The organism is Bacillus sp. LR_5 (genome assembly GCF_042709275.1).
In genome coordinates, this window is record NZ_JAVAXX010000004.1 from 1 (window position 1) to 17,603 (window position 17,603).

The window sequence follows — 17,603 nt, forward strand, 5'->3', positions numbered from 1 at the left end:
ATTAGGGCCCAAAAAAGAGAGCAGAACGAGAATCATCTCTCGTCCTACTCGGGGTGTCGTTTTTTAGCCGATGTTTATCATAACATGAAAAAAAACTGCTTAGTAGTCTAGATTTTTTTTTCTTAAGCTATCACAGCATTTTTCGCTCTCTACTGTTTCTTCTATTTCAACATCCGCGCCGATCTCTTCTAAAACCGCCTTCAAAGCAGTGATAATTGACGCTTCTCTGATTAATTCTTTTCCGTTCACAATGATACTTGTTCCGTATTCATAGCAAGAATCATCTTCGCAAATTTCTTCCCAATGATTCACGATCACTTTATGCTTCATGTTTTCACCCTCTGTTTGATCTGTGTCTGTATTTAGTTTAGCGGCTGGCATCCGCTTTGTAAATTCGAATGCTTGTGAATTTTATTCAAGCTCATCATCCGCGTATTCTTTCTTCAGCTTTACCTCATTGCGGGACTCATTATACTCATAAATTTTGATATAGCCGTCCTCCATAACGCCAAAATGGTTATGTTCAAGTGGAAACGAGGTGGGCTGAGGCGTTTCATAGTCTGAATTGCCGCTGTCTGTTTCAATAATGGTATCTTGATTCCCGCACGCCCCGAACAGTAAAAAGACAGCTATCCATACAAGTGCAATCCTGATTCGTCTCAGTTCTGCTTCACTTTCAAACAAGGTCGATCACCCCCAAATTCATTTTATACATAATATACCATTTTTACTTCCGTATGTTGTTCTCATAAAAAAAGACCGTGCCTTGGCATGGTCAGCTTACACAAAAAGCTTGGAGCAAAAGTGGATTCATGTTAAAAATGGCCGCCGGGAACCCCCGGCAGCCTTTCCTCATGTCTTGACATGGCATTTTTTGATCTATTCGAGTTCAAGCTGGACGTTTTTTTGCGGCGCAAACGTTGAGATCGCATGTTTATATATAAGCTGCTGCTTACCTTCCGATTCCAACAATACGGTAAAGTTATCAAAGCCTTTCACCTGGCCCCGCAACTGAAAGCCGTTCAGCAAAAAAACAGTGACATACGTATTTTCTTTCCGGATTTGATTCAAAAACTGATCCTGAATATTAATCGGTTTCATGTTTCGTCCTCCTTGATTCTCTATATCATACAGTTTCGATTAAAGTTCGAGTTTTCCTGCTATATGTGTGAAAATTTCCTTTTTTTTCAGCTCCATATCAACAGGCGGTGTCATATCGAACCATGTGACCTGCATTTTGTTGCGAAACCACGTCAGCTGGCGTTTCGCATACCGCCTCGAGTTCTGCTTTAGCTGTTCGACAGCATCGGAAAGTGTCACAAAACCGTCAAAATATGCATACAGCTCTTTATAGCCTATCGCCTGTATTGATTGACAGTCTCTCACGTTCTTGTCGTATAAGCGTTTCACTTCCGGAAGAAGGCCTGACTGCATCATCATATCGACCCGCTGATTAATTCTTTCGTAAAGCGTGTCTCTATCCATTGTCAGGCCAATTAACACTGCATTGTACAGAAGTTCTCGTTTTTGTTCCTTCAAATGCTGGGACATCGTTTTTCCGGACGTATGTAAAATTTCCAGTGCGCGAATGACTCTTCTCGTATTATTCGGATGAATCGCAGCTGCTGCCTCGGGATCTGCTGCAGCAAGTTTGGCATGAAGAAAGTCAGCGCCTTCCCGCTCAGCGGCCATTTGCATGCTCTCTCGAAACACGGGATCATTTGCCTCTTCCGTAAATGTATAATCGTAAAGCACAGATTGTATATAAAGCCCTGTACCGCCGACAATCATCGGAAGCTTTCCTCTATTTGCAATCTCGCTGATTTTATTTCTTACTAAGCTTTGATAATCGGCAGTAGAGAAAGAGTCTTTGGGATCTAAAATGTCAATCAGATGATGGGGCACTCCCTCCATCTCCTGTTCGGTAATTTTAGCTGTTCCAATATCCATCCCTTTATAAATCTGCATCGAATCTCCGCTGATAATTTCTGCGTTTAAGGATTTGGCTAGCTGAATACTTAAATTGGTTTTCCCCACTGCCGTCGGTCCGACTAAAATGACAACGGGCTGCTTCGTATTATTCAATATGTATCACTCTCTTTTATAAATCTCCCCCCATTATAGCATTCAACATGGACAACCACCTATCCATTTTGCCCTTTTTTTGCATCGGTAAACATCCTTCTACCAGCCGAGCGGCTCATTGCCGACAATTTCCCTTGTCTTTCCTTTCAGGGTATGACGATGCGTTTTTCTTCTGTCATCTCCGGGATCGTACACAACCCCTCCGTACTGGATCTCAATCGGCTCGTTATAGGCCAGATATGTCGTTTCTTCGATTTCATGATAATGTGTGCCATCTGCTAAGGGAATCGCTGGCCCTGAGATTCCGTAATACCGATGAAAATGGCCGTTTTCAAATGAAGTGATCCCTGTATAGTAATGTGTATGCTGATCGGTATTTGATCCGTTTGCCGGCTGAGTAAACCCTTCAATGAGATGATAATGGCCCTGTTCTCTCGTTGTTTTGACATGATAAGCATGTGCGTGGGGCGGTGCTTTTGACCAGTCAGACTGATACAGGCCCAATGTGTTCACATCCTCCTTTTTCCTCGATTCGCCCAATCAAATCCGGGCAGGGTGAATACACTGCATCATCTACACTTTATTACAGGAGGAAAGAAAACATGAACGAGTTAGAGCATTTCAGCCCTGAAGATACAAGAATATTTGGAAGACCTTTCGGATTCGGGAGACCATTTGGGTTTGGAAGACCTTTCGGATTCGGTTACGGGTTTGGAAGACCCGGATTTGGCTATGGATTTGGGTTTGGCCGGCCATTCGGATTTTTTGGAGGACCGTTTATCGGCGGCCTTGCAGGCGGGCTTATAGGAAGCGCTTTATTTAATCCTTATTTGTATGGCGGATACCCCTATTATCCGTATGCCCCGTTCCCTTATTATTATTAAACGCAAAAGGCCCCTTAAAAAGGGGTCTTTTTAAGTGTGTGAAAATGAATCTCTTGACTCATACATAGGCATACACTAATATTTTTCTAGCTGAAGTTTTTTTCTAATCTAAAAATATAGTGAGGAGAATTCATGATGTTGATAGGATATATATTCCTCACGATTGCCATATGTTCGGAATCGATAGGAGCAGCCATGCTGAAGGTATCTGATGGCTTCAAAAAGTGGAAGCCAAGTGCTTTGGTCGTTATTGGCTATTCCCTCGCCTTTTATATGCTGTCCCTGACTTTAAACCATATTCCCCTGAGCCTCTCCTATGCGACTTGGAGCGGGGCGGGCACGGTGCTGACGACAGTGATCGGAGTAAAATGGTTCAAGGAAGATCTGAATGCCAAAGGGCTTCTCGGAATTCTTTTATTACTATCAGGAGTCGTGTTACTTAATTGGCAGTAAAGGAGTGATGAAGATGAGAGGATTGCTTTATTTGGCTCTCGCCATTGTATCTGAAGTGTTTGGGAGCACGATGCTGAAGCTTTCAGAAGGATTTACACAAGCCTGGCCCATTGCCGGAGTCATAGTCGGATTTCTTTCTGCTTTTACGTTTCTAAGCTTTTCTTTAAAAACAATTGACTTATCAAGCGCGTATGCAACATGGTCGGGCGTTGGTACCGCGCTTACAGCAATTGTCGGGTTTTTGCTTTTTGGCGAAACCATCAGTTTAAAAGGTGTAATAGGTCTCACGCTTGTCATTGCAGGCGTGGTCGTGCTAAATCAATCGAAAGCCCACGCTGAAGATAAAAAACAGACGGTCTGTGAGTGACCGTCTGTTTTCTTTATTCTCCACCCAGTTTCACAGAGGCTTCAAGCTGCAGCTCGACATTTCCTTGAATTGCACGCGAAATCATGCATGACGACTCCGCTTTTTTACAAAGCTTGTGCGCCAATGCGACGTCGTCTTGTGAAGCATCATGTTTAAGCACGACAGAGGGACGGTGAATGATCTTTTTGTATGTAAAGACTCCTTTTGTGACGTCGACAATGCCTTCTGACTCCATCTGTAAGTCTTCTTTTTCCAGCCCGCTTCTCTCCATCATCGCTGCAAGTGTAATAATGTAACAGGTCGCTGCCGCCCCGAGAAGCATTTCATCTGGGTTGGTCCCTTCTCCCGGGCCATCCATTTCTTTAGGAATGGAAATCGATGTAATCAGGTTTCCGCTTTCAATCGTACCGACATCATTGCGGTTACCCGGCCAATTCGCTTTTAAATAAAAATGATGATCTGCCATTGTTTCGCCTCCTTTTTTATCCTATTTCAGTCTACTGATCTTCTCTTATTTTGTCTTCTGATCTGCTTGTTACGAATACTCTTTTTCCAGGACACCTTTGATCGCACTGACATAAGCATAAAATTCACTGTTCTTTGTGTATTTTCTATTTTTATAATAAAAATCATCAAAAAATGCTTCTCTCTGCTCACGGCTGATTTCCAGCTGGATACTTAGCCCCGTTTCCCCTTGGTTATTAATGTTTTCGGCATTCAATCCAGCAAGACCGCTTTTAGACGACGCTAACTCAGCGGAAAACCCTCTCCGCTCAAGGGCTCTCACAATCATTTTCGCCCGCTTTCGGTCTGTTCCCCCTACAAGCGTATTCTTGTTCTCTCCTTTATATCCGTGAAAAGCCACCACATATTGATGCTCCTTGATTTTCTTTTTTGCCAATGGCTCATCAAAGTTGGTGCTTGTAATGTGCAGTGTTTGGTTATCATGGGACTTCAACCCTTCAAACAGGTATGTAGAGTATTCATTATTGAAATAACGCACAAGCTCACTTACTCCGCCTTCAATTCTTCCGCCATGCGGAGACATAATTAAGACTTTGCTTCCTTTTTTCTCATTATATGAAATATCGTAATCGGCTGGGCTCTCATTCTCTGCCAAGCTGCTGAAATTTGAATATGTATCTGGCTGATTTGATGGTTCTGGTTCCAATGAGTAATGAACATATCTCAAGAACAAGACAATGGCTAAGACTAATATGACATTTAGTAAAAATCTTCTCATGTTTAACTCCTTTCATAAGAATGGCGCGGTTCATTATATGAGGTTTAGCCAATAGGTTTTATCTTACCATTGTATACACAATATCATCAGTGAAAAAGTTCCCGGTTTCAAAAAATCAATTGATTGTCACGGTTATTAGCGGTTCATTTCAAATAAGAGTGAAAAAAGGTTGAGAGGAAAGACAAAAAAGGTAGGAACAACCTCACTTGGCAAATAAATGTATATAGGTTTAAGGAGGGTTTTAGTAACAGGCTGCCCGGTTGCTGAGACGGACAGCTGTTACCGGCCTGCAGAATAGAGATTTTGCTTATTTGTTCTCACAAAATCACAGGAGAGGATAGAGTCCAATAAAAATGTTCTGATCTGTTGTTTCGAAAAACAAAATGCTTTGATTTTCGTTTTGCTTTTCTGTCTCACAATAATCGTTCTTTTACTAATCGTTCCGTCTTTCTTCATATATATAATGCTGATTGGCATTTGGCTTTCCAAAGAACGGTGCAAGTAGAAATTCATACGGTTGCTCTCCCCTTCCCAGTTTGATATGATCACATTATAATACGAACAAACGTTCTTTTTCAATCCCCAATGATTTCCTCAGCTTCTGAATCTATCGTATCTAATGCGAAAGATTCAGAAAAACAAACTCTTGTCTGTCTCTTACAGAGGACAAACAAACTTACCAAACCTATCATCTGTTCATAGAGTATACAGAGAACCTTATAATAGGAGGAAAATACATGTTTGGGTACTCTATGGTACAAATGGTGAGAGCAAATGCTCACAAGCTAGATTGGCCGTTACGGGAAACCGTATTGCAGCTTTACAAGCCCTTCAAATGGACTCCTTGCTTCTTGCATAAATTTTTCGAAACCAAATTGCAAAACAGAAAAAAAATGTCAGTCATTATCGAATTTGAGGAAGGCTGTCACGAGACCGGCTTTCAAATGGCTGGAGATGTGCTGCAAAAAGAAAAACGCAGCAAGCTAAAAAGCCGCTTCAACAAAATCAACTGCTGCAGCGCCGAGGTTACTCCTTCAGCATTACATTCCCTTCTCTCTGAATGCAGCAATATCCGTAAAGTGTATTTAAACCGCGAAGTCAAAGCGCTTTTAGACACGGCAACCGAAGCAAGCCATGCGAAGGAAGTCGTCAGAAACGGGCAAACCCTGACAGGAAAAGGTGTTACTGTCGCTGTTGTCGATACAGGAATCTACCCGCATCCTGATCTAGAAGGCAGAATTATCGGATTCGCGGATATGGTCAATCAAAAAACAGAGCCGTACGATGATAATGGTCATGGCACACACTGTGCAGGTGATGTCGCAAGCAGCGGCGCATCCTCTTCCGGTCAATACCGCGGACCTGCACCGGAAGCCAATCTCATCGGCGTAAAGGTATTAAACAAGCAGGGTTCAGGAACGTTAGCAGATATTATAGAGGGTGTTGAGTGGTGTATTCAATACAATGAGGACAACCCCGATGAACCGATTGATATTATTAGCATGTCGCTCGGGGGCGATGCCCTTAGATATGATCATGAACAGGAAGATCCGTTAGTCAGAGCGGTTGAAGAAGCGTGGAACGCAGGGATTGTCGTCTGTGTCGCTGCCGGAAACTCAGGCCCTGATTCGCAGACCATTGCAAGCCCGGGCGTGAGCGAAAAGGTGATTACAGTAGGTGCGCTTGACGATAACAATACTGCAAGCAGCGATGATGATACTGTCGCTTCCTTCTCAAGCCGCGGCCCGACAGTATACGGGAAAGAAAAGCCCGATATTTTAGCGCCGGGTGTTAATATTATTTCCCTTCGCTCTCCGAATTCTTATATTGATAAGCTCCAAAAGTCAAGCCGTGTAGGGTCTCAGTACTTTACAATGTCAGGAACCTCAATGGCAACACCGATTTGCGCAGGAATCGCAGCTTTAATTCTTCAGCACAACCCGGATCTTACCCCTGATGAAGTAAAAGAGCTTTTGAAAAACGGCACGGACAAATGGAAAGATGAAGATCCGAATGTGTACGGAGCGGGCGCTGTCAACGCAGAAAATTCCGTTCCCGGCCAATAAACATCATCAAAAGCCGGCAATTCTCTCTCAGCAGAACTGCCGGTTTTTTGTTTGAATATTCATAATCATAAGGTAAAATAATGGAAAATAGATGAAGGAAGTGAAGAAAGTGCCATATTATATCTGCAACACATGCGGTGTGCAACATGCACAGACTGTAGATCCGCCCAACTCGTGTCTGATTTGCGAGGATGAAAGGCAGTATATTCATCCCGATGGACAAAGTTGGACAACCCTTGAAGACATGCGTGAGAAAGGAAACCTTCAAAACAACCTTAAAAAGGAAGAAGAGCATCTTTACAGCATCAAAACTGAACCAGAGTTTGCGATTGGACAAACAGCCCATCTTATCCAGCATAAGGGCTTCAATGTGCTGTGGGATTGCATGACATATCTTGACCAAAAGACAATTGACCAAATCAACGAATTAGGCGGTATTCAAGCCATCGCCTTGTCTCATCCACATTATTACTCTACTCAAGTTGAGTGGGCTGAAGCGTTTCAGGCGCCGATCTATATCCATGAGGATGATAAAGAATGGGTGACAAGGCCAAGCAATCACATTCACTTCTGGTCAGGGGAAACGCTCAACGTGAAGCCGGGACTGGACCTTTACCGACTGGGCGGACATTTTAAAGGCGGTGCTGTTTTGCATTGGAGCAAGGGCAATGAAGGGAAAGGCTGTCTATTGACCGGAGATATCATTACGGTTGCGGCGGACCGAAACTGGGTCAGCTTTATGTACAGCTACCCAAATCTCATTCCCCTTCCCGCCTCCAAAGTTGAAGAAATAGCAGCCAAAGTAAAACCGCTTCAATTCAACCGGCTTTACAATGCTTTTTCTAAAGTTGTCAAAGAAAATGCCGGCGAAGCGGTCCAGCGTTCTGCCGTACGCTATATCAAGGCTCTCAACAGCGAATTGTTTCATACATAAAGAGTGAGGCGGCTCTTTTCCGTGTAAAAGATACAGCAATTGGGAATAGTATCGTGTAGATCAAAAGGAGGAATATTGATGGCACACACGAATACACAGCTTTCTCAATGGCTGGAATCAAAAGTCGGCCAGACGCTTGATATTAGAAAAGGTGAATTGACCCATGATGAAGAGATATCAGACTTGGATCAGATTGTTCTCCACCTTCAAAAAGTGGCTATACGCAGTACGAATCATCCTGATGATTATGTTGCGAAAGAAGAGCTTGTTTTAGAAGGCGAAGGAACAACATTCACTGAGGACGGAAACGTACCGCTTCCGCAAAATGCCTATGAGATTCCTTTATTAGGTGACATTCATATTCACCAAGAAAACGAAGGATTGAAGGTCGTAACAGATCGTGCAGTATATACAATTGATATCCAGCACAGCTGACAGCCACTTTCATCAAAATAATACAGCGTAGCGCCTTTGAGCTTTCGTTCAAAGGCGCTGCTTTATATCGAGCCGTTTTTTCACTTTTTTCGTTCTTCACCCTATTGAATGACGCCTAAAATAGATATATAGTTTTTAGAGACAGGATTACATTTCAAATCATTCTGTTTTTTGTAAACTAATTCAGCAATTTGATTCATCTATTTACCCTATTAGGCGAGGAGAATGCAAATGGAAAAATTGATGTTTCATCCGCATGGTAAAGAGTTTCATCACAATCCTTTTTCAGTTTTAGGACGATTTAGAGAGGAAGAGCCCATTCACCGATTTGAATTAAAACGGTTCGGAGCCACATATCCGGCCTGGTTAATTACCCGATACGATGATTGTATGGCCTTTTTAAAAGACAATCGAATTACAAGAGACGTAAAAAATGTGATGAACCAAGAACAAATCAAAATGCTCAACGTTAGTGAAGATATCGATTTTGTATCCGATCATATGCTGGCAAAAGACACACCTGACCATACCCGCCTGAGATCACTTGTTCATCAAGCATTTACTCCCCGAACCATTGAAAATCTGCGCGGCAGCATTGAACAAATTGCTGAACAGCTTTTAGATGAAATGGAAAAAGAAAATAAAGCGGATATCATGAAATCCTTCGCTTCCCCTTTGCCTTTTATTGTTATATCTGAATTGATGGGAATCCCAAAAGAAGATCGGTCACAGTTTCAAATCTGGACCAATGCGATGGTTGATACCTCTGAAGGTAACAGAGAGCGGACAAATCAGGCCCTTCGTGAATTTAAAGATTATATCGCCAAGCTGATCCATGACAGAAGGATAAAGCCAAAAGACGATTTAATCAGCAAACTTGTGCATGCTGAGGAAAACGGCAGCAAGTTAAGCGAAAAAGAGCTCTATTCGATGCTGTTCTTGCTCGTTGTAGCCGGCCTTGAGACGACTGTTAACTTACTCGGCTCAGGCACACTCGCATTGCTGCAGCACAAGAAGGAATGTGAGAAGCTCAAGCAGCATCCTGAAATGATCGCTACAGCGGTTGAAGAATTGCTGCGATACACCTCACCTGTCGTTATGATGGCAAATCGGTGGGCCATCGAAGACTTTACATATAAGGGGCATTCGATCAAAAGAGGAGACATGATTTTTATAGGGATCGGATCTGCCAATCGCGACCCGAATTTTTTTGAGAACCCCGAAATATTAAATATAAATCGGTCGCCTAACAGACATATTTCTTTCGGTTTTGGCATTCATTTCTGCTTAGGAGCGCCTCTTGCCAGGCTGGAAGGCCACATTGCATTTAACGCACTTCTGAAGAGATTTCCTGATATTGAACTTGCGGTTGCACCTGATGACATTCAATGGAGAAAAAATGTCTTTTTAAGAGGATTAGAAAGTCTCCCTGTTTCACTTTCAAAATAACATTCAAAACGCCCCCTTTTAAAAGAGGGGGCGTTTGTGTTTTCTCAGCGCTTCACCAATTCATCTGTTTCTTTTTCTTCCCTCGCTTCATGTTTCTTCCGGAAAGCCTTAAGGAAATTCGCATTCACTACTCCCCTGTTTGAATAAAGCTTTTCGCAAAATTCTAACATGGCTGTTGACGCTTTCGGTTCGGTTAGTATCATGAAGTGGTTGCTAGAATCGACATCCACCAGGTGGAAATGGGGAATTTGCCGCTCCCATTCCTCCCAATAGGCAGCTTGATCAAACGGTTCTTTTTCATTTGATAAAGTGAAATAAGTGTCTAAATCACCAAAGAAAGACCTGCTTTTGTTGCGGAAATAATAACATTTTACCGTCTCAGGATCAGGGAGAGGCTTAACAGTGTACGACTCCAAATCATAGGCGCGCTGTGTTTTCATCATTTGCTGAGCCTGCGCACGTATTTGTTTATCTGGTTTGTTTAGCCCTCGTTCTTTTGCCAAGTCAATCAACTCAGACAGGAATTCTTCATCCTCTAAGCTTATGTCCACCTCTTCACGGCTGATGAGAACATCCGTAAGCTTTTCCCGTTTCGCAATCGATGCCAGCATCGTATTAATTGTTTGCAGCATTGACGTTTTCATAGATGCCTCATTCTCTTTTGTCTCAGAACGATATGGGGAGTCAATCATCATCATGCTTTTGACAGCAAGGCCTTGGCTTTGCAGCTGGCGAGTGACTTCATATGCAATCATCCCGCCTAAGGAATATCCGCCTACATCATAAGGACCTTCAGGCTGTATGGATCGAATGATCTCTATATAATAGGAAGCCATTTGTTCAATTCCGTGCAAAGGAGCAGAATCAGTCATGAATCCTCTGGCTTGAATGCCGTAAAAAGGGCGCTGGCTCTTTTGTGCAAATTGCTGATAGATTTCAACTCCTCCTACTCCGCCATGGAACCAAAAGACAGGGCGCCCCCGCTTGCCGTCATTTAACGGTATCAATTCCGGAAACGTGCGAGCTTGATCATTTTGTAAGGATGTATCCTCCTTTTTCTTTGCGATCAAGTCCATCATGTCCTGAACAGTATGGCATGCTTGAAGCTCCGTCAAGGCAATGAGAGGGTCCACCTTTGATTGCAATTGCTGTAATAACTGTATGCAAGAAATTGAATCAAATCCATACTGCTGCAATGGCTTATGAGGCTGCAGTTCATCCGGAGCCATCCCTAGTACATTTGCTAATATGTGATGATCGCTGCTGTTGTTGATACGCTCATCCTGTGAAACAGAAGGCGTATTCTCTACTGCTTGAAAGCCGTTCCAGCAGCTTCTCTTTTCAAATGGATAGGTTGGCAACGGTATTCTGCGGGCACCTTTTCCTTGATAAAGCTTTTCCCATGGGATTTGCACCCCTTTTGTCCAGCAAAACGCGATCTTTTCAAGGTTGTTTTCAGACAACAAAGTCTCGATCACCATTTCTCTTAATGGACCATCCAGCAAGGCTTCGAGATCTGACGAGCCATTTTCTGCATTTCCGCTAAAGACAGGTACAGAACTCTTCAGCTTATCGCCTTTTTCTGCTAAGCAGGCTTGCAAGCCGATTACCAGTTCTTCTTTACTGCGGACGACGAGCGCCAGGCGGTCTTCCATTTCCTCTCGGCCGGTTTGAAGTGTATAAGCATAATCTTGTAATGACAGTTCTTGTTGTTTATTCACATAGTCAAGCTGCTGTTGAGCAATTGCTTTTAGCCTGTCTTGATTCTTTGCAGAAAGAACTACAATGTGGGCACCATTCTCACTCATACTAACCGGTGGTTTTGGTAAAGGAATATATTCTTCTAAAATGACGTGCGCATTTACGCCTCCAAAGCTATAGCTGTTGATACTCGCTCTGCGCGGAATTTTTTTGCCTGCATCGTCACTTAAATCCCTCCATTGCTGATTCTCGGCAGTCACTCGGAAACGGGTGCCCTTTAATGACACCTGGTCATTCAAAGACGAAAATCCGGATATGCCTGGTATTGTTTGATGCTTCATCGCCATGCTGACCTTCATAAGAGCAGCCATGCCTGAGACGAGTTCACCGTGTCCGATGCTCGGCTTTAAGCTGCTGATATAACATGGCGCTTCCTCCCGTACTTCCTGTGGAAGTTCCAATTCGAGCTGACTGCAGCCTGACTTTAACGCCTCTATTTCTATCGCGTCTGCCAATGGAGAGGCGATCCCATGCGCTTCTATATAGGTCACCGTTTTGGGATCAATTTGCGCTCCTTGATAAGCCTTCAGCATTGCATCCTTCATGCCGGCCGGATTTGGCGCGTGAAGTGACATTCCCCTGCCGCCATGCGATACACCTGAACCTTTAATAACCGAATAAATATGATCAGAATCTTCAATGGCTTTTTGCAATGGTTTAATGATGAGAACTCCTGCTCCTTCACTTCTGACAAAGCCATTTGCATCTGCTTGAAAGGATTTGGCCTGTCCTTTCTCACTCAAATAGCCCATTGAGTCGAAGCCAATAAAGCCTTTTGGTGAAAGCAGCAAATTCACAGCCCCGACAATGGCTTGCTCACATTCGCCGTTTCGAATGGATTGTACAGCTCTGTGCAAAGCCACTAGAGCTGAGGAACAGGCAGCTTCATAATATTCACTTGGACCTTTTACATCAAGTGCATAGGATATACGGTTTGGAATTAGGGAAGGAACTACAGCTGTATCCGTATTGCCGGCTGCGACAAATACTCCTGTCGGGCGGCTGGATACAACCTGCCCTGTTAAGCCTGCATCTTCCATCGCCTTCCATGCATGTATCAAGAGCAGAAATTCCTGTGGGTCCATATGCGCCGCTTCTTTAGGCGATATGCCAAAAAACAGGGGATCAAACTCACCTATTCCTTCTATAAAACCGCCCCATTGAAGACTTGATTGCCCTTCCTTATCAGCTGCGGCATGTTTGCGCCAGTCCCAGCGTTCTTTCGGCACTTCAGAGACACAGTTCTTTCCTTGGATAAGGTTATCCCAAAATTCCGTTACGCTGTTTGCTTTCGGAAACTGTCCCGACATGCCGATAATGGCTATGCCGTCTGCCGCGTGTTCGATTGTTTTATCCGTGTTCGTCTCGTATGCCGGAATCTGTTTCATTTGGTTTTCGATTTGAGCTAGGCGTTCTTCCTGCTGATGAGCTTCACCAAACAGCTGAGCAAAAGATGCTTCATGTTTGTCCGCAAAAAAGTCGATTAGCTCTTGAATAGTCGGATACTCAAAAAACAGAGTCGGATTTAATTCGATCTTTGTCTCTGCTTCCATCTCCCTTGTCAGTGCAACCAATTGAGAAGAATCGATTCCAAAATCCATGATATGCGCTTTTGCAAGAGACAATTTTGACGGATCGGCCATGTTTACTGCCAGTTTATCTGTTACATAGCTTCTGATACGAGCTTTCAGATCGCTGGCTTTGATGGCCTTATTTTCATTTCCTCTTTGATTCGAAATACGAAGCTGTTTAAGCGAGTAGCCCGAGTAGTGCAGCACTGTTTCTGACGACTCATTGATCACATCTACATCAAACAGCAACATGTCACCTGTATTCTTAACCAATGTAATCAAAAGCCAGCAATCCCCTTTTATCGTTTGCTTTGTAAACTGGATATCATTGATTCCAAACGGCAGGAAGCCGCCTGTCATGTCAAACTGCTCTAAGAAACTGAGGATAGCCAAGTACGCGCTGTTTGTCATCAATGGGCTTACAGTGTAATGGTGCCCGTTTGCCAGCCCGCTTTGGGGCAGGCGAATTTTTGCCAGTATAGACTTGTGATCTCTGTAGAGATGAGTAATTGTCTTAAATAACTCTCCCCATTCAGGACCGTTTCCGGTTTTATACATCTGATCGATGTGATGAAGCTTAGTTAATGAATGCTTAACGTTCTCGATATTGACTTTTTTGGGCTCAAAAGAACCGATTCCGCATTGTCCGATTGCGGCAGGCTTCCACAAACCAGAGGACGGCTCGCGATACATGATTTGCAGTTCTATGACTTGATCTTTTTGCAGCGGCTTTGCCTGAAGTTCAATGGTCTCGCCTTGTTTGATGACAATTGGACTGATATAACTTAATTTGCTGATACGGCCGCTGTTTTCCTCAGGGAACAGGTTAAAAAATGCTTCAATGGCCAGACTGCCATATGTGGCACCGACAAGCACCCGTTCATTGTTGAAGACGTGTCCTTGAACGTAAGGCTCATCATAAGTGAATTGATCTTGAATGACCGGCTGATTGATATTGTCTTCAACATCTGACGATTTCTCATTGATAGACGATACATCGAAATGAAATGATGTATTATGGTCAAATGCATAGTGAGGCAGATAAACCCAGCCTGTTCGGTTCCCTATATCAGCTTCTTTAAAAGCAATCGATGCCCCTTGTGCCCATTGCTCTGCTGCGTTTATTTCTCTATCCCTAGATGCTGATTCCGCACATGGCTGTAAATCGAATGATGTATAGATGCCTTGCTGGAGTGAGCTTTCTCTTGATGTTCGGAACACCTTTAGTTTTTCGATCAGCTCTTGAGTCGATGCCACTGTAAATGCAGCCCTATGCTCTAAATTATGGTTTCTCCTGTGTAAAGCCTGTACAACGGGTTCAATATCCAGAGAAGCTTCCTTCTCTAAAAACAATTGCATATTTTCTAGATAGCTAAGCAGGCTCCATTTTGTTTTGGCTGAAAAAACGGCAGTGAATTCCTGCTGGCGGAGAGCGATATGTTCTTTCTCAGGGGCCGTCTCCATATATTCTTCTATAATAAGATTGGCATAGGCTCCCCCCGCTCCGAAGGAATTGATCATGCTTCTGCGAGGCAATTGTTTTCCAGTTTCAGGATCATTCAAGCGATGCCATGGCTTTGTTTGTTCCTGAAGATAGAAAGCCGTGTGCTCCAGCTTAATATTTGGATTGACAGGCAGCGCGTTAATTGTCGGCACCAGCGTCCCTTTCTTCATCTGCAGCAGCACTTTTGTCAGCTGAGAAATGCCGGAAGCCGCCTCTAAATGCCCCAGATTGGATTTGACAGAGCCTATCGCACAAAACTGTTTCTTGTTTGTATATTGTTGAAACGCGTTTGTTAAGGCAATTACTTCAATAGGATCGCCCAGCGCCGAACCATTTGCCGCCGATTCAATATAGCCGATAGTCTCTGGATCAATGCCCGACTGCTGAATCGACTTGACAATTAACTTTGCTTGCTGTTTCGGGTCCGGAGCTGTATACATCTGTCTTCCGCCGCTATGGTTGGCAAAACTGCTTTTGATCACAGCGTAAATATGATCCTGATCTTCCATTGCCTTCGAAAGCGGTTTTAACAGGACAGCTCCAATGCCTTCCCCGGGAATAAGCCCGTTTCCTGTGCCAAAACTTTTGCTTTGATTGCCGCTTCCCAGCAGATTGGCACGCTCCAAAGAATCATATTTAGAGAGATCGAGTGTTAAATTGACACCCCCAGCAATCGCCATTGAGCAGTTTTTCAATTTCAGGCTTTCACACGCAAGATGTATGGCGTTTAATGAACTAGAGCATGCTGAGCTGACAGCGATACTCGGTCCGGTCAGGTTAAAAAAGTGGGAAACTCGATTTGCAATGTGCCAGTCTCCCCCATTTGAGCTGAGGACTGCCTGCTCTAAAGATGGGATATTCCAAAAATACTGGTTATACATATTCCCTATAAAAACACCTACTCCGTCATCATCCCGCAATTTATCCAGCCGGGTTCGCGTATAGCCGCCGTCCTCAAACGTTTCCCAGACGGTTTCTAAACATAAACGGAGTTCAGGTGTCATTTCCATCACCCGGTTTTGCTCCACCTCAAAAAGCTGATGGTCAAATGCCTCTATATCTTGTAAAAATCCGCCATAGCGTTTCTTATTTGCCGGCTTTTTTGGATCTTTTGATAATGTTTTCAATAAAGATGTGCGCCATCTGGATTCCGGTGCCTCTGTAATACAATTGTCTCCGGCGATTAAATGCCCCCAAAGCTCTTCTAAACTGTTAGACATCGGATAGCGCCCGCTCACCCCGATTATTGCGATATCTTCTCTACTAGAATCATTAAAATGTGTTCTTTGCAAATTACTTGTCTTTTCTTTTTTTAGTGGTTCGGTATTTGCTAGCTGAGTTTCAGTGACTTCCTGCTCTGTAACAAAGCGGCGTGTATGAAAAGTAAATGGCTTATTAGGATCTGTACGCTCTGTTTGAAGTGGAGCTTCATTTTTTGCAGGCTTCGTTTTTTCCTTTAACAATGCTGTCCGGAGCTTATTTTCATGCCCCTTTACTAAATATTCGACGAGTTCTTTTGTGTTGTTATGTTCAAATAAAATGGTTTTTGGAAGCTCTCCCGTCACTTTTTCTAATTCACGAATGAAATTCACCTGCAAAATCGAATCAATTCCATACTTCTCAAATGTCGTATCTTCGTGAATACGTTCTGGTGATAGTTTGATTGATTTTGCCAGCGTATGCTTCACAAATTGTGCCGTTTGTTCGATGAGAGAATCGCTTTCCTGTGAATGATCGATTTCAGCATTCATTTGTATATGGCTTGGATCTTCTTCTGCCTCCGTTCTCTTCTTTTGACGGACGACTCCGTTACTTTCAGCGGCAATGATCTGCTGGCCGAGCTGATGCGATTGTTCAGCCATAAAGGAAACATAGCGAAATCCTTCACTCTCAAGCACCGTTTTCCAAGTATCCGGATACAGGCCCGGGCAGCCCGGTATGCGGAGATCAGGATCCTCATACAGCCACCAGCCCTCTAAAAGGCCGAACGTCAAATGCGAATATATATTATGATTACTTATTTCATTTAAAAGGAGCAGCCCGTTCTTTTTCAAAACTGCTTTTGCATTTCGCAATGTTTGCCGGATATTTTTTGTGGCATGAAGCACATTTGCCGCGATGACCACGTCGTAGCCTCCCGCATCAATATGCTGTTCAGACGCCGGCTCCTCGACATTAAATCGTTTATATGTCAAATATGGATTGTCAGGACCATACTTATTTTCTGCATGCATTAAAAAAGCTTTAGACAGATCTGTATAACAATATTCTTTTATATGTGTCTGCCATGCTTTCAATTTTTGAAAAACAGCCGCGCTTGTCCCGCCGGTCCCGGCTCCGATTTCTAATATTCGAATCTTCGCCTCAGGCTCTTGCTTCAGACGTTCTTGCAGATAGGCTGTTAACGTATCTGCAAGAACATCATTAAAATAGTCTGCGACTTGATTGTTTTTATAGATCCCTTCTACTAAATCCATAGATGAATTCGGAAACAGGATATCGGTGGCTGACGCCTTGCCGGTCAGAATCTCCGGCAAGGCTTTAAGTGCTGTCTCCACCAATGTCACCATGGCTTTCATATTATTGTCTTGAAGCAGGTCAGATTTTTGTTCATTCCATTCTTTCCACAGCTCGCTCATGGTGCCTATTGAGCGTGTTGGAACATATCCGTTCTCCGTTCGCTTCAAAAATTGCTGCCGTTCTAAAATTGATTGGCTTTCTTCGAACCATCTGCCATAGAAATTCTCCAATACCGGCTGGGATTTACTTTCTGTGAAAAACCCTATGGACTGTAATTGTGCGAAAAGCATTTTACAGAGAATGTCTTCTGTGTTCAGCATTGGCGCTTCCC

16 protein-coding genes are annotated in these 17,603 nt (G+C 43.5%); 7 read left to right on the forward strand and 9 right to left on the reverse strand.

Going from position 1 to position 17,603, the window contains the following annotated elements; genetic code table 11:
• Nucleotides 1-99 precede the first annotated feature (99 nt).
• The 5 genes from RAC86_RS01920 to RAC86_RS01940 all read right to left on the reverse strand — a co-directional run bounded on the left by RAC86_RS01920 (nucleotide 100) and on the right by RAC86_RS01940 (nucleotide 2,598).
• Nucleotides 100-330 carry a hypothetical protein gene (locus RAC86_RS01920; RefSeq protein ID WP_003245262.1) on the reverse strand — a complete coding sequence of 77 codons (231 nt, stop codon included), beginning with the start codon at nucleotides 328-330 and terminating at the stop codon, nucleotides 100-102.
• Between the two features lie 81 nt (nucleotides 331-411).
• The gene (locus tag RAC86_RS01925) at nucleotides 412-684 is read right to left on the reverse strand and encodes a YmzC family protein (protein ID WP_014479841.1); all 273 of its coding nucleotides are present in this window, start codon (nucleotides 682-684) and stop codon (nucleotides 412-414) included.
• 195 nt (nucleotides 685-879) lie between these two features.
• Complete coding sequence (hfq, locus tag RAC86_RS01930; RefSeq protein ID WP_003221097.1) at nucleotides 880-1,101, reverse strand: RNA chaperone Hfq; 222 nt, start codon at nucleotides 1,099-1,101, stop codon at nucleotides 880-882.
• A 39-nt stretch (nucleotides 1,102-1,140) separates the two neighbouring features.
• On the reverse strand, nucleotides 1,141-2,085 hold the full coding sequence (gene miaA, locus RAC86_RS01935; protein WP_187956208.1) for a tRNA (adenosine(37)-N6)-dimethylallyltransferase MiaA: 945 nt from the start codon (nucleotides 2,083-2,085) through the stop codon (nucleotides 1,141-1,143).
• Between the two features lie 99 nt (nucleotides 2,086-2,184).
• Complete coding sequence (locus RAC86_RS01940) at nucleotides 2,185-2,598, reverse strand: YmaF family protein (RefSeq protein WP_003231769.1); 414 nt, start codon at nucleotides 2,596-2,598, stop codon at nucleotides 2,185-2,187.
• Between the two features lie 89 nt (nucleotides 2,599-2,687).
• On the opposite strand from RAC86_RS01940, the gene RAC86_RS01945 reads away from it, so the two are divergent.
• The 3 genes from RAC86_RS01945 (at nucleotide 2,688) to ebrB (ending at nucleotide 3,789) form a co-directional block, all read left to right on the forward strand.
• A complete protein-coding gene (locus RAC86_RS01945) occupies nucleotides 2,688-2,969 on the forward strand; it encodes a hypothetical protein (RefSeq protein WP_015715926.1) in 282 nt (93 codons plus the stop codon).
• A gap of 135 nt (nucleotides 2,970-3,104) precedes the next feature.
• On the forward strand, nucleotides 3,105-3,422 hold the full coding sequence (gene ebrA, locus RAC86_RS01950) for a multidrug efflux SMR transporter subunit EbrA (protein ID WP_015715925.1): 318 nt from the start codon (nucleotides 3,105-3,107) through the stop codon (nucleotides 3,420-3,422).
• Nucleotides 3,423-3,435: 13 nt separating this feature from the next.
• Nucleotides 3,436-3,789: a multidrug efflux SMR transporter subunit EbrB gene (gene ebrB, locus RAC86_RS01955; protein ID WP_046381046.1), complete on the forward strand. Its 354-nt coding sequence runs from the start codon at nucleotides 3,436-3,438 to the stop codon at nucleotides 3,787-3,789.
• A gap of 13 nt (nucleotides 3,790-3,802) precedes the next feature.
• Here ebrB and RAC86_RS01960 read toward each other — a convergent pair whose 3' ends face one another.
• The 3 genes from RAC86_RS01960 to RAC86_RS01970 form a co-directional block, all read right to left on the reverse strand.
• Nucleotides 3,803-4,255 carry an OsmC family protein gene (locus tag RAC86_RS01960; RefSeq protein WP_003231775.1) on the reverse strand — a complete coding sequence of 151 codons (453 nt, stop codon included), beginning with the start codon at nucleotides 4,253-4,255 and terminating at the stop codon, nucleotides 3,803-3,805.
• A 69-nt stretch (nucleotides 4,256-4,324) separates the two neighbouring features.
• Nucleotides 4,325-5,032 (reverse strand): poly-gamma-glutamate hydrolase family protein, encoded by a 708-nt coding sequence (locus RAC86_RS01965; protein ID WP_003245758.1) that lies wholly within the window; start codon nucleotides 5,030-5,032, stop codon nucleotides 4,325-4,327.
• Between the two features lie 279 nt (nucleotides 5,033-5,311).
• Complete coding sequence (locus RAC86_RS01970; protein ID WP_014476869.1) at nucleotides 5,312-5,545, reverse strand: hypothetical protein; 234 nt, start codon at nucleotides 5,543-5,545, stop codon at nucleotides 5,312-5,314.
• A 224-nt stretch (nucleotides 5,546-5,769) separates the two neighbouring features.
• Between RAC86_RS01970 and aprX the strand changes: the two genes are divergently transcribed.
• From aprX to RAC86_RS01990, 4 genes are all read left to right on the forward strand, one after another.
• Nucleotides 5,770-7,098: a serine protease AprX gene (aprX, locus tag RAC86_RS01975; RefSeq protein ID WP_377885350.1), complete on the forward strand. Its 1,329-nt coding sequence runs from the start codon at nucleotides 5,770-5,772 to the stop codon at nucleotides 7,096-7,098.
• A 109-nt stretch (nucleotides 7,099-7,207) separates the two neighbouring features.
• Nucleotides 7,208-8,032: an MBL fold metallo-hydrolase gene (locus tag RAC86_RS01980; RefSeq protein ID WP_377885351.1), complete on the forward strand. Its 825-nt coding sequence runs from the start codon at nucleotides 7,208-7,210 to the stop codon at nucleotides 8,030-8,032.
• A gap of 78 nt (nucleotides 8,033-8,110) precedes the next feature.
• Nucleotides 8,111-8,467, forward strand: coding sequence for a protein YmzB (gene ymzB, locus RAC86_RS01985; protein WP_003231786.1), 357 nt, complete (start codon nucleotides 8,111-8,113; stop codon nucleotides 8,465-8,467).
• Nucleotides 8,468-8,698: 231 nt separating this feature from the next.
• Nucleotides 8,699-9,916, forward strand: coding sequence for a cytochrome P450 family protein (locus tag RAC86_RS01990; RefSeq protein WP_377885352.1), 1,218 nt, complete (start codon nucleotides 8,699-8,701; stop codon nucleotides 9,914-9,916).
• Nucleotides 9,917-9,960: 44 nt separating this feature from the next.
• Here the strand turns inward: RAC86_RS01990 and RAC86_RS01995 are convergent, their stop codons facing one another.
• Entirely contained in the window at nucleotides 9,961-17,592 is a 7,632-nt protein-coding gene (locus RAC86_RS01995) for a beta-ketoacyl synthase N-terminal-like domain-containing protein (RefSeq protein ID WP_377885353.1), read from the reverse strand.
• Nucleotides 17,593-17,603 lie beyond the last annotated feature (11 nt).